This is a genomic window from Nostoc sp. ChiVER01 (assembly GCF_034531155.1).
Classification (GTDB): domain Bacteria; phylum Cyanobacteriota; class Cyanobacteriia; order Cyanobacteriales; family Nostocaceae; genus Nostoc.
Map to the genome: position 1 here is coordinate 51,723 of NZ_JAVRBS010000012.1, position 12,615 is coordinate 64,337.

At 41.1% G+C, this 12,615-nt stretch carries 14 protein-coding genes; 6 read left to right on the top strand and 8 right to left on the bottom strand.

Annotated features, from left to right (window positions below):
• Positions 1-236 precede the first annotated feature (236 nt).
• Positions 237-1,034 (bottom strand): HAD family hydrolase, encoded by a 798-nt coding sequence (locus tag RMY00_RS17145; RefSeq protein WP_322648672.1) that lies wholly within the window; start codon positions 1,032-1,034, stop codon positions 237-239.
• A 104-nt stretch (positions 1,035-1,138) separates the two neighbouring features.
• Between RMY00_RS17145 and RMY00_RS17150 the strand changes: the two genes are divergently transcribed.
• Positions 1,139-1,957: a hypothetical protein gene (locus tag RMY00_RS17150; RefSeq protein ID WP_322648673.1), complete on the top strand. Its 819-nt coding sequence runs from the start codon at positions 1,139-1,141 to the stop codon at positions 1,955-1,957.
• A gap of 79 nt (positions 1,958-2,036) precedes the next feature.
• Here the strand turns inward: RMY00_RS17150 and RMY00_RS17155 are convergent, their stop codons facing one another.
• The 5 genes from RMY00_RS17155 to RMY00_RS17175 form a co-directional block, all read right to left on the bottom strand.
• Positions 2,037-2,747: a DevA family ABC transporter ATP-binding protein gene (locus RMY00_RS17155; protein ID WP_322648674.1), complete on the bottom strand. Its 711-nt coding sequence runs from the start codon at positions 2,745-2,747 to the stop codon at positions 2,037-2,039.
• Positions 2,748-2,873: 126 nt separating this feature from the next.
• Positions 2,874-4,028, bottom strand: coding sequence for an ABC transporter permease DevC (gene devC / locus RMY00_RS17160; RefSeq protein WP_322648675.1), 1,155 nt, complete (start codon positions 4,026-4,028; stop codon positions 2,874-2,876).
• A 160-nt stretch (positions 4,029-4,188) separates the two neighbouring features.
• Entirely contained in the window at positions 4,189-5,613 is a 1,425-nt protein-coding gene (locus tag RMY00_RS17165; RefSeq protein ID WP_322648676.1) for an HlyD family efflux transporter periplasmic adaptor subunit, read from the bottom strand.
• Positions 5,614-5,818: 205 nt separating this feature from the next.
• The gene (locus RMY00_RS17170) at positions 5,819-6,007 is read right to left on the bottom strand and encodes a hypothetical protein (RefSeq protein ID WP_322648677.1); all 189 of its coding nucleotides are present in this window, start codon (positions 6,005-6,007) and stop codon (positions 5,819-5,821) included.
• Positions 6,008-6,833: 826 nt separating this feature from the next.
• The gene (locus RMY00_RS17175; RefSeq protein ID WP_322648678.1) at positions 6,834-7,571 is read right to left on the bottom strand and encodes a phycocyanobilin:ferredoxin oxidoreductase; all 738 of its coding nucleotides are present in this window, start codon (positions 7,569-7,571) and stop codon (positions 6,834-6,836) included.
• Between the two features lie 201 nt (positions 7,572-7,772).
• On the opposite strand from RMY00_RS17175, the gene RMY00_RS17180 reads away from it, so the two are divergent.
• A complete protein-coding gene (locus tag RMY00_RS17180) occupies positions 7,773-8,000 on the top strand; it encodes a hypothetical protein (RefSeq protein WP_322648679.1) in 228 nt (75 codons plus the stop codon).
• 29 nt (positions 8,001-8,029) lie between these two features.
• Here RMY00_RS17180 and RMY00_RS17185 read toward each other — a convergent pair whose 3' ends face one another.
• The gene (locus RMY00_RS17185; RefSeq protein ID WP_322648680.1) at positions 8,030-8,623 is read right to left on the bottom strand and encodes a nucleoside triphosphate pyrophosphatase; all 594 of its coding nucleotides are present in this window, start codon (positions 8,621-8,623) and stop codon (positions 8,030-8,032) included.
• A 149-nt stretch (positions 8,624-8,772) separates the two neighbouring features.
• Complete coding sequence (psbP, locus tag RMY00_RS17190; RefSeq protein WP_322648681.1) at positions 8,773-9,318, bottom strand: photosystem II reaction center PsbP; 546 nt, start codon at positions 9,316-9,318, stop codon at positions 8,773-8,775.
• A 444-nt stretch (positions 9,319-9,762) separates the two neighbouring features.
• On the opposite strand from psbP, the gene tnpA reads away from it, so the two are divergent.
• The 4 genes from tnpA (at position 9,763) to RMY00_RS17210 (ending at position 12,507) form a co-directional block, all read left to right on the top strand.
• Positions 9,763-10,206, top strand: a complete 444-nt coding sequence (tnpA, locus tag RMY00_RS17195; RefSeq protein ID WP_322648809.1) for an IS200/IS605 family transposase — start codon at positions 9,763-9,765, stop codon at positions 10,204-10,206.
• An 85-nt stretch (positions 10,207-10,291) separates the two neighbouring features.
• On the top strand, positions 10,292-10,444 hold the full coding sequence (locus RMY00_RS17200) for a hypothetical protein (RefSeq protein ID WP_322648682.1): 153 nt from the start codon (positions 10,292-10,294) through the stop codon (positions 10,442-10,444).
• A gap of 507 nt (positions 10,445-10,951) precedes the next feature.
• On the top strand, positions 10,952-11,788 hold the full coding sequence (gene dapB / locus RMY00_RS17205) for a 4-hydroxy-tetrahydrodipicolinate reductase (RefSeq protein WP_322648683.1): 837 nt from the start codon (positions 10,952-10,954) through the stop codon (positions 11,786-11,788).
• A gap of 32 nt (positions 11,789-11,820) precedes the next feature.
• Positions 11,821-12,507: a phosphate ABC transporter permease gene (locus RMY00_RS17210; RefSeq protein ID WP_322648684.1), complete on the top strand. Its 687-nt coding sequence runs from the start codon at positions 11,821-11,823 to the stop codon at positions 12,505-12,507.
• Positions 12,508-12,615 lie beyond the last annotated feature (108 nt).

Genomic DNA, 12,615 nt, shown 5'->3' on the forward strand with positions numbered 1-12,615 from the left:
TCGGGTTAAACCTCCATCCAAGTGCATTTCCCAATTGGGAAACACCCGAATTCTTAGATGTGCGAGATTAGTTAACCATACTAGGTTAACATATTCTGAAGAGTTCTAGTTGGTTGACATGAGGGCGAGAAAATAGCGCCGCCCACTGAACAATTGGGTACGCCATAACGTTTTTATGTATGGTGTACAATTGGGATAAACAGAGGGTGTCATCAGTAGAATAACTCTACTTCTGGCTAACTTGAGATGTGCAAGCTTTTCAAAATATAACTAGATAACTCACAAAATCCTTCGCCTTCGGCAGCGTTAGTAATATAAGTAGGGAGATATTTCAACTTATTCACATATTCCAGCACGTTTGCCACGCCTACAGAAATAGGAAAATAACGCGGATTAAATAAGCTTTCATCATTGGGACTATCACCAACAGTGACAATTTGTTCTGGTGAATACTGGGGCAAATATTCGCGCAAGACTTGCAACAATCCTACAGCTTTATCTTGCCCTTGGGGTTTAATGTGGCACTGCACGTTACTATAGGTAAATCCCCAACCCATTTGTTGACAGAGATTCTCTAGGATTTGTAGTTCCTCTTGATGCAAAGCACCTACATCAAAAGTCCAATCGGTGATGCGAAAGCGATTATCAGCAGATTCTTGGATTTGGGGAAATTTAGTTTGTAAATTTTCAAAAGTCGTAGCCAAGTGCTGGCGATGTTTAACTAAATCGAGAATGGGTGTTAAGACTACTGGTTTCTGGTTTCCAGGCGGAAAGTACAAACCACCATTTTCTGCCATTGCACCTGCCACTGGCATCAAACTACTCAATCCATTCACCCACCCAGCAGAACGTCCTGTGACAATCATCACCTTAATGTCAGCTGCCGCTAAATCCTCTAAAGCTTGCAAGAGTGCAGGAGTAAATTTTCCTCGTTTAGTCAGAGTGCCATCCATATCTGTGGCTATCAGACGAATATTACTAAAGCTTTTAGATGAAAACTCAGACAGGGCAAGGATGCTTTGGTGTCTGGACATAGGTGATTTGTAAAAGGCTGTAAAAAATATTAATCATACAGCAAGATGGCATTGAAGATTTGGGCATCCTAAACATCAGGAGTCAAGTTTTTCAGTTTCCAACCATGTCCACTTCGATATTTCTTGCCCAAACCTCAGGAAAGCCTAAAAAAGCATCCCAGGAAGTGCCAGCAAGTAATCCTCAAATACCACCATTATTGTTGGTATCTTCAGGAGGGCTGGCTTTAGCGGTGATTGCTCTGATTGTATATAGTAAGCTCCAGAAGGATAAGCTGGAGAAAAAACTTAAGTTTGAACAATTCCGCGCGCGAGAATTAGAGAAAAAATTTAAGCTGGCGCTGGAAACGATTCGCAAAATGGAAACTAATCCTGATTTGGTCAACTCACGAGACTTTAACCTGGATTACCTGCGTATGCGGATGGCAGAAGAGGTTTTTCATTTTGCAATCCTTAATCAAATAAAGATTCAGATTAAAGAAAAAGTTACTCAAGCCCTGCGTCCAAATCAAGCACAACTTGGATCAGTCGGAATTGCTAACAGTGCTGGACGACAAGTAGATGAAATTTTTGATGTAGAGTATGAAACTGGTACTCCACCGAACAGTGCTAAAAAAGTACTATTTCGGATTCAAATCCGGTTAATGAAGTTACCAACGCAGGCGACTTCTGCAACTATTAGTCAAATTATTGACTGTATAGAAACTTACCTAAGCCCCATAGAAAATGAGGATAGTTGGCAACCAACAATTCAAGGTCGGATTGCTAGTATGCATTGGGATCAAAAGGCTAAACCTACGCCTCTACTGGTGCTAGAACAATCAAATGAAGGCGTGAATGTGACTTTTCGTACTAGTCGCCAACCAAATGCTCCAACTTTGCCAAACCAACCTGGAATGAAAAAATCAGGCTCGGCTAGGCAATGAATTATGGTTGTTATTAGTCATTGGTCATTAGTCATTAATCATTAGTCATTCACAAAGGACAAATGACTAATGACTAAAATCATGGCTGAATAATCGCATTGGGAGAATTACGGGTTAAAAGACCATCTTCCATTTCTACGATGCGATCGGCTATATCTAAAATGCGGTTGTCGTGTGTCACTAATAAAATAGTAGTTCCCTGATTTTTGGCTAAACTCTGCATTATTTCTACAACATCGCGTCCTGATTGTTTGTCTAATGCTGCTGTCGGTTCGTCTGCTAGCACCAGTGGGGGACGATTTACTAAGGCGCGAGCGATCGCAATTCTTTGTTTCTGTCCACCAGAAAGATTATCTGGGTAGTAATCAACTCGTTCTTCTAGACCAACAGACCCTAGCATGGCTTTTGATTTAGCTACTGCTTCTGTTTTAGAAATATTATCATTCAATTCTACCGCCATTTGCACATTTTGCTTTGCTGTCAAGAACCCTAGCAAATTGTGAGCTTGAAAAATATAACCAATGTTACGCCGCATCTGCACCAGTTTGTTTTGACTGACGCCAACAAGTTCTTCACCTAAAAACTTTAAACTTCCTTCTTGTACAGACCGTAAACCACCAATTAAGCTCAGTAATGTTGTTTTACCTGAACCTGATGGCCCAGTCATAATTACAATTTCACCTGGATAAATTTCTAGGTTGATGTCAAATAATATCTGTTTTCTCAGCGCCCCTTTGCCATAGTAGTGATTGAGATTCTTAATCGCAATTACAGGTTCTTTTTCTATCATATTCTTATTAGTTACAAGTTAACAGTTTTGAAACGTAACTGTAGCACTTATCAAAAATCAAGCTTTCTTGATTATTGATTATAAACTATAGTTGTTAATAAATTATTTTAATTAATATTGACTTAATTAAAATATATCTGCTGGATCGGCAGAACGTAATTTTCGGACTGCGATCGCACCAGAAACAATGCACATTAACATAGTCAAAATCAACACCATTACTGCCCGATCAAAACTCATAAAAACTGGTAAGAGTGTTGCATTTCTGGCGGTGTTATACATAAATAAAGAAAATATTATTCCAGGGAAATATCCTAAAATTGCTAATAACAAAGCCTCTTGAAGAATGACCGTCAATAAATAGGTTTGTGTGTAACCTATTGCTTTGAGAGTAGCGTATTCAGCTAAATGATCTGCAACTTCTGTATAAAGGATTTGATAAACTATCACAGTCCCCACAATGAAACCCATGACAGTCCCTAATGTAAAAATAAACCCAATAGCTGTACTATTTGCCCAATAGTTTCGCTCAAACTCAATAAATTCTTCTTTAGTTAACACATTTACTTCACTCGGTAAATACTTTCGTAATTCTTCGGCAACAACGTTAGCATTAGCTCCTGGTTTTAATCTAATTAGTCCAATATCAATTAATCCTTTTTGACGATTGCTGAATATCCGCAGAAAGTTAATATCACTTGTAATTAAATTACCATCTGCGCCAAATGATGCACCTAATGTAAATAGTCCTCCGACTTTAATTCGCCGTCTTCGCACTTCTGCGGTTACGGTTTTACCTTGTTCATAATTAGCAGCAATTGGGCCATACTCCACTCTAGAAGAACGGTCAAATAGAACTACATCAGGTAGTTTAAGTTTATCTAAATTCTCTTGAACTCCAGGTAAATCAACTAGGTTAGTTTCTGGGTTCATTCCAAATATCAAGATACTACGAGGGCGACCTGTTACAGGATTTTTCCAAATTGTAAAGTCTAAATATATCGGATGTACTGATTGGACTGCGGGTAATTCTAAAGCTTTATATAACCGTCTTTGAGAAAAGCTCCTCATCGCCAGAACAGCATTAGATTGACTGTTAATTAAAACAATATCACCCTGTAAACTGTTATGGAATCGAACGTTACTATAATACAAAGCATCCCGGAAACCGAGTTGCATAAACATTAGAATATCAGCGAAAGCAATTCCTGCTAAAGCCACAGCTAGGCGAGTTTTTTCTCTTGTCAGTTGTAGCCACGACAGAGGTATTTTTTGACTCATTTTATAGGCATCCAAGCACAGTTAAGATAATTCGTAGCTCGTAATTACGCTCGGATCGAATTTATAGACCGCTTAAAATTAATTAGGCAGTTTGATTAAGAGCATTTGTAATCCAAGTTATCAAATAACAAATTGGTATTACTGCTCGCCAAGAACTTGATTAGTTATTAATATCGACAACAACTTTGGCGTAAGTTAAACCAGAAACTTTCTGGCTATCTTCTGGAGACAGAGCAATTTTCACTTCTACAACTCTGGCATCCACATCTGCTGCTGGATCTGTATTCAGCACATCTTTTTTACCAATTTTTCTGCCAATTTCAGTTACAGTTCCCTTTAATTCGCCGCTAAATGCTCCATTATCGCTGCTGATAGTGGCGTTTTGACCAACACGCACTTTACCAATACTATCTTCGGCGACTTCAGCAATCACAAACATTTGGTTGGTTTGTCCAATTTCAGCAATGCCATTTGCACCGATCGCTTCGCCTGATTTGGTGTAAACTTTTAAAATCTCTCCTGCGATTGGTGCTTGAACGTAGCTTAACTTTAGTTCTGCTTCGGCTTTTCTGATATTTGCGATCGCATTACTAACTTGGGCTTGCGCCACTTGCACATCAGTAGGACTAACCTCTAAAATTCTGCTCAGTTTGGCCTTTTCTTCATCAATTTGTCTTTGCAAAGTTGCTACGGTTTTATCACGGTTAACTTTGGCTTCGATTAGCTGCTGTTGCAAAGTTGCTAAATTTTGTATTTGGGTAGCTCTGGCTTCGGCAAGTTGCTGTCGTAGAGTTGCCAATGTTTGCTTTAGCGTAGCTTGGCTTTCCGCCACCTGTTGATTAGAAGTTACTGCACTCAAGCGTCTTCTATCCCGCTCTTGCTGAGAAATAGCGCCTTCTTTGTATAAATAATCATAGCGTCCGGCATCGACTTGAGCATTGCGCTGTTCAGCTTTAATACGTGTAAGCGTTGCCCTGAGAGCATCTCTTTGCCCACTGAGTTCAGCTTCTAAGCGATTCACGGTTGCTTGTTGGACAAGTTTATCACCACTTAACTGAGCTGCAATCCGCGCGATCGTTGCTTGCCCTGCACTCCTTTCCCCAATTAACTGCGCTTGTAGGCGAGCTATAACTGCTCTTTGGGCTTGAATATCTCTTGGAGATCCCGCTTTGACTTGCGCTAAATTGGCACGGGCTTCTTGCACTTTGGCTTTTGCCTCTTGTAGTCCGGCTATTTGGGTATCGCGGTTATCCAAAATTGCGATAATTTGGCCTTGCTTTACCTGTTCACCCTCTCTCACTAAAAGTTGTTGAATTCGTGACGATGGTGCTAATCCTGATGATGGGGCGGACAATTTAACAACTTCGCCTCGCGGTTCCAAACGCCCGACAGCACTAATGCTATTAGTAGCTGGCATTACGGGGGCAGATGTAGTTAGTTTTCTCAGCTGTTCGATTTTAGCTGTACCTAGTATGCCAGCCGCAATTACTATTGGCACGGCTACAGCGATACCCCACCAAATCTTAGGTTGTTCTTGATTAAATGCCTGCTCACTTGGCTTTGGCTTTTCAGTCACCCTTGACATAGTATGTTGCCCATTTACCTGAATTGTGCTGATGGAAGTAAAAATAAAAAGGTTTTTAATCAACAGCCAGCCGCTTAGGACAAACAACAGTGGTTTAAAGCTGGGTATGGCTTAAAATCCATCGCGTGATGAACGCTTAACACTATGGTTTTAGAAAATGGTGTTTTCTATAGTGCTTCTTGTTTGTATGTAATACATTTTGGCCTCACTTCCATTCCTCTCCTAAAAGGCTACGGTGTACACACAAGTCTCTTGCATCGACCTGCACCTTTGTTGCATCGCTCTGCACTTTGGTTGTATCGACTCGCACTTTTGTTATATTGACTCGCACCTTTGTTGCATCGCTCTGCACCTTTGTTGTATCGACTCGCACCTTTGTTGCATCGTTCTGCACTTTTGTTGTGTCGACTCGCACCTTTGTTGGCATCGACCTACAAAAATTAACCCACCCTACGTTACACAGCAACTTTAAAAGACTTGCGTGTACACTGTAGCTCCTAAAAGGAGAGAGGCTTTGAGGCTGACTTCGCAACACTAGCTCTTAAGAGAGGCTGTTCTTGTTAAGTCTGTGTTGATACTGAGAAACGCTATAGTAGCTGGCTATTCAATAACTCTGACAGGACTTACGCAAGAACTCTCTAAAACTCTTATTTCTCCGCGTCCTTGGCGACCTTGGCGGTTCGTTTTTTCATTATTTTGCGTAAATCCTATCTGAGTATTATTGAGGCATGAGTACAATGGACGTTAGCAAAATTCACAAGCAGTATGAATCTAGATGTAGAGACGCGATGTATCGTACCTCCACACAAAATCCCAAATTGGTATGATGCGGTATACTGCTACATTCACTACGGCTATAGTTAGTCACAAAATTGAAAAAAAACGTCAAAAATAGACTGTTACCTTTGCTGGATACAATCTTGGTACAAAAGTTAGTCTTCCTTAAGTGAATCAAGGATTAATTAACTAAAAAATATCTGTCAAATTGAGCATTTCTAACATTAGAGTTTCCTTAACTTTCTGGTCAATGACTTAGCAGGGCTAGTTGCTTGCACTACCTACCAAGACAACAAACCATTTTGTGATGTTTGCTTCAAAGACCTTACTATTCTCCCTGTTGCTGTTTTGGGACTCCATTAAACTCTCGTTGAATGAATTCTACATTTATCCGTTACGCGAAAACGTAACAGAGCCTACAGATGGGGGAGATGAGGGGATGATTAAGTTGGGAGGTCGAATAAGACTGTAGTCATGTAATTTTCTGCCCAAGCTGGGCCAAAAGCTTTTTCTAGTACGCGGCGGGTTTTATCGTTTTGCTGCTGTTTGGTGCAGTAGTTGTGTTGTCCGGCGAGATTTTGTGTAACTTGTTCAGATGAAACAGGATGTGAGGCGATCGCTTGGGTGCAGTGAATATCTAAAAATTCTCGCACCCGCGAGAGAAATATTGTTTCTTCTTCTGGGGAACTGGGGCGCACAAAGATGCAAAAATCTGAAAAAATATCTCCCCATTCAGGTAATTCACGAGGTTGGGAAAAGTTAAGCACTGTTAGCTGTGTCAGCGCAGAAGTATAAGATTCTGGTAAGGTTCGCCCTAATTGGATCGGAGAAAGGTCTGCGATCGCTGCACTAATTTGCCCTCTACCTCCAACTAAATCGCAACCAAACATCGGCAGGTTATATTCTGGACGGGGAAACATCACGCAGTGCAAAATATCCAGCATATTTCCGATTTTTGCCAGTTCCAAGTGCATTTTTCGGAACTGTGGTGTTTGATAGCAACGGTTTTCAATTGTCAGTTTTTCCCCTTCTAGTCTACCTTCCACATACCCCAACTCATCAGGCAAATGGTATGGCGATAGATCCAAGTGCTGATGCCAAGCTGCCTCAATACAATCAGCTAGCTGACGAATTAGGGGATGTTGTTGCTCACGCAGCGAGGGCATAGAAGTAAATGACATATTCTAGTTGGGAATGCGATCTAGTGGCCAGTCTACAACCTGTTGTGCCATAGCTGTTGTGGTCTGCAATATAAGCAAACACTTGCACCCAGCCAACGTAAATTTATAAGACAGATACTTTTCAGAAGGATTATTTATTTTGTAGTCTAGGTTACAGAATTAATTTTGGATTAGCCCATTCGTAAAGGCTAATAGAAAGCTATGAAACTAGATTCTCGTAAACCAGATTTTGCTGTCCAACCAAAAAGACAGAATTTGGAAGGTTTGCAGCAGTTAACAGCTTCTACTTGGGTGAAGCTTTTGCAACTTCCTAATCCCTTTAGTTTTGACGAAGCACTTTTATTGTGTCCGGTTTCAGCAGATGAGTGGCTAGCCTGGATTCCTGATCATGGAGAGGCAATACTCAATATCAGGCAATTTAGTTATTAGTCATTGGGCATTGGGCATTGAGCAAATGACTATTGCCAGAAATCAGTAGCATCGTATCCTAGTTCTCCTAGCATGTGCCGTAGCAGGGGTAAACTGAGTCCAATTACGTTAGTGTGACAGCCTTCAATTTTTTCGACGAAGAAACTACCAAAACCTTCAATTGCAAAGGCTCCAGCACACTTCAGGGGTTCACCTGTGGCAACGTAAGCTTGAATGGCGCGATCGCTCATTTGGGTAAAGTAAACTCTTGTGACTTGAGACTTGACTATAGTCTGATTTTGGGATAAGTCAATTAAGGCGTGACCTGTGTACAAGTCGCCAAAGTTACCCTGCATTATCTGCCAACGAGCGATCGCATCAGTTGTGTCTGGTGGTTTGCCGTAAATTTCACCATTCATGAACAAAACCGAATCACAACCCATAATCAAAGCCGATTCAAACTGTGGGGCTACAGTTTGTGCCTTGTATTGGGCAAGAGTTTTGACCAATTCTGCTGGTTCACTTAATTCAATTTGGGATTCATCAAAATCACTTGCGCGAACTATCGGTTCAATACCAACAGTTTGTAGCAAGCGGCGTCGGGCTGGGGAAGCTGAGGCAAGTACAAAAGGTGGAATTTTCATGATATTTCTAGACAAACTTTGTAATTGGGAGTAACGCATAGGGCACTGGACATCAAAAACAGGCTCCAAGGGCAAGGAGTAGGAAAAATTCTTCTACCTTGCTCCCTGCTCCCTGCTCCCCTGCTTCTTCTCCGTTCCCCACTCCTTAATTAATAAACAGTAAAAGAATTGACAACCTCATCAATCATTCGTTTAACTCTCGGCCAGCGTTTCTCAGGAATTGAAGCATTGAGGGTAAAAACTTTACCACGGCTAACAGCGACACTGGCGATGTTGTGTCGTTCCTGTTGATTGGGGAGTTTAACCTCATACTCTAAAAGGTAGTAGATTTTCCCGTCTACTTCTCGCTGTGCAGCATTGATTAATTCAGCTGAACGACCAGAGTCAGGAGGCGCAAGAGCTGCTTTTCCCAACTTATACCCCACTTCTGTTGGGGTTCCCAATTCTGACAAAGTTTTCCCTTCTGGTACTGGGCTAATCACAACAGAAACATTTTCAGACACCTCAATCAAATCGTGGAAAACGACATCTGGGCCGTTGGCAACTTTAACTTGCAACCAGCCGTTAGGATATAAAAACTGATAGCCATCATTAGTGTCTACAAAGCTTTTGAGTCCAGATGCTGCCGCTACATCAGAATTACTCAGGCTGAAGCTCAACACCAATAGCAAAATTAATATAATTCGTTTCCACATTTTTACAGATTCCTTTGGGCTGGAGACAACACCAGGCTTGTATCATTTCTCGTTATTATTCTCCCACCAACCGGCACGCTTCGGATGAGGCATTATATTGCGAAGCAGGAGACAAACAAATCATCCCTTAATTTGAAGAGAAGATGATTTGGAGCTACTGAACTCTTGTAAAGTTGTAACCCTACCCGCCTCGGAATAAATTCCAAGGCTGATAGCTCAAGTCAGCTCAAGCTGACTAGAAGATTTTTAAAGAAGAGGAGCAAATCATGCATTAATTTGAAGAAAGGATGATTTGGAGCTACCGAACTTTTGTAAAGTTGCAACCTTACCCGCCTCGGAATGAATTCCAAGGCTAATAGCTCAAGTCAGCTCAAGCTGACTGGAAGATTTTTAACGATTCTGGGAATACTAGATACAGTAAATTGCATCAAAAACAGCACATACATGGCTCTGTGGCGACTTTACTATCATCTTGTTTGGGCGACAAAAGAGCGCCAGCCACTAATTACCCCTGAACGCGAAACCCAACTTTATAGTTACATCATTGGCAAAGCCAATGCACTTGGTAGCATTGTCCATGCTGTGAATGGAATAGAAAACCACATCCATTTAGTGGCTTCCATACCACCGAGATTTTCTATCTCTGATTTTGTCCAAAATCTTAAAGGCAGTAGCGCTCATCATCTCAATCATCTATTGCCCTCACAAGATTTGTTTGGTTGGCAACGGGGATATGGCGTTTTTTCAATGGGAAGCAAACAACTTGAGCAAGCTGTTGTGTATGTAGAGAATCAAAAAGCGCATCATTCCAATGGAACTACAATTTCGTCTTTGGAACTGCATAATCATCAAGATGATGGGCCAAAACTCACGCAGCTAAACCCATGAATTTCATTAATCTTCACGTTCATTAAACCATAGTCAGCTTAAGCTGACTTGAGCTATTAGCCTCAGAATTCATTCTGAGGCGGACTTGTTATCAAGCCAAGATTCCACAATTATTCAAAAACGTAATGCGCCGGAACCATTACCCGCCATCAGCCGAGATTTCACAATTATTCAAAAACGTAATCTCCAATCTCGCGGTGGAACCATTACCCGCCATAGGTTAGAAACCTACGGCTAATAGCTCAAGTCATCTCAAAGATGACTAAATAAATTAAAGAACTAATTAAAAACACAAAAAACCCCGACTTGATAGCCGAGGTAGATGGGAGAATTCCAAATGTCGATGAGATATACCGATGCCGAAATCTTTTTTTCTTAGCTAACACCAGTTAGATAGTTAAGTTTGGTCTTTGCTAAGTTATGTAAATAAATATAACAACAATATTACAAATAGTCAATTGGACTTGACAAAAAAAGACTAATATGGATCATAAGAATTACTTATCAGCAACAGTATGAGATTATTTTTGAAGGTGTGGTAGATGAAGTAGCGAAAATACAATAGTTGCTGGCTAAGATAATGAGATGAACATGAGAATCCATCTACTGTAGAGAGTAGAAAAACTGAGAGATTAACTGCATAAATCAAGGTAGTTGGAATTAAGCCAGAGATTTGAGAAGCTAGCTACTAGATCACTAAAGTCTTTACAATTCCTTTGTTACCTCAAAAAATATTTCTCGACCTATGACGAATCAAGCTCCTATCCCGGTTATTGTCAACGGTGCTGCTGGTAAAATGGGCCGTGAGGTGATTAAGGCAGTAGCGCAAGCGCCAGACTTAAACCTAGTGGGTGCAATTGACCACAGTTTAGAACATCAAGATAAAGACGCTGGAGAGTTGGCGGGTTTAAGCGAACCCCTGGAAGTACCAATTAGCAATCAATTAGAACCGATGTTGGGGTATGTGGCTGGCGACAGACAGTCTCCTCCGGGGGTGATTGTAGACTTTACTCATCCCGATTCAGTTTATGACAATATTCGTAGTGCGATCGCCTATGGTATTCGTCCTGTAGTCGGCACCACTGGGTTAAGTCCAGAACAAATTGAAGATTTGGCAGACTTTGCCGATAAAGCTAGCACTGGTTGTCTAATTATTCCTAATTTTTCCATTGGCATGGTGCTATTGCAACAAGCCGCGATCGCAGCCTCAAAATATTTTGACCATGTGGAAATTATCGAACTACATCACAACCAAAAAGCTGATGCTCCTAGTGGTACTGCCATTCAAACGGCGCAGTTATTAGGAGAATTGGGTAAAACTTTTAACCCTGCTCTTGTAGAAGAAACGGAGAAATTAGCAGGAGCCAGAGGCAGTATAGCAGATGAAGGAATCAGAATTCATAGCGTCCGCTTGCCAGGATTGATTGCTCATCAAGAAGTTATTTTTGGCGCAGCAGGACAGATTTATACTTTACGACATGATACGAGCGATCGCGCTTGTTATATGCCAGGAGTGCTACTAGCTATTCGTAAAATCTTAGCGCTAAAGTCGTTAGTATATGGATTAGAAAAGATACTTTAAACACATTATTGCTCATTCATCACTCAGCACTCATGTTAGTACCACTGACTCGCCAGAAATTTGAACAAGTTATCCCTCTAATCGCCACTGGTTTGCAGTACAAGTACTACTGGGGGAAGTTCTCAAATTTTTTGCAACGACTGTTAATTTCTGTAGTAGCCGTAGTTGTAATATTGCTTGCAATAGTCATTTTTAAGCTAGAGTTTGCTTCAATAGTATTTGTGCTGGGAGTAATTAGCGCTTTTTTTTGGCTGTGGTATCCAGTGTTTCAAGCAAGTATGCGGAATTTGCAATGCCGCCGTTATAAGTATGGCGGCTTTTTCCGTGGTCGAGTGCTAGATTGGTGGATTACAGACCAATTGATGGGTAAAACCGAAACAGTCAACAGCAAAGGCGAATTGGTGATTGTAGAAAACCGAGAAAAACAGATTAATTTAGAGGTGGGAGATGAGACAGGATTTAGCATTGAGTTTGTAGCACCATTACGTCCTGCCTACAAAGTTATAACTCGCGGTCAAATTGCAGAAATGGTAGTGATGTCAAATCGCCCAGATTTGAGCATTATTGAAGAATTCAGCGATATATACTTTCCTAGCCGTGACCTGTGGGTTAGCGATTATCCTTATTTACGGCGAGATTTCTTTAACGAAGTTGGTCGCCGCTTGCGTGAAGACCAACAACAAAAGCCACGTCGGCGGCGGCGTAGCACAGAAGAGTAAACCTAGTCAGCAATCAAAAGATTTACGAATGAGAGAATCCAGGCTCGTGGCTCGGCACTAATTAACAGAAATATCTGGATCTTCAATATTTTAAAATAGTATTTGCCA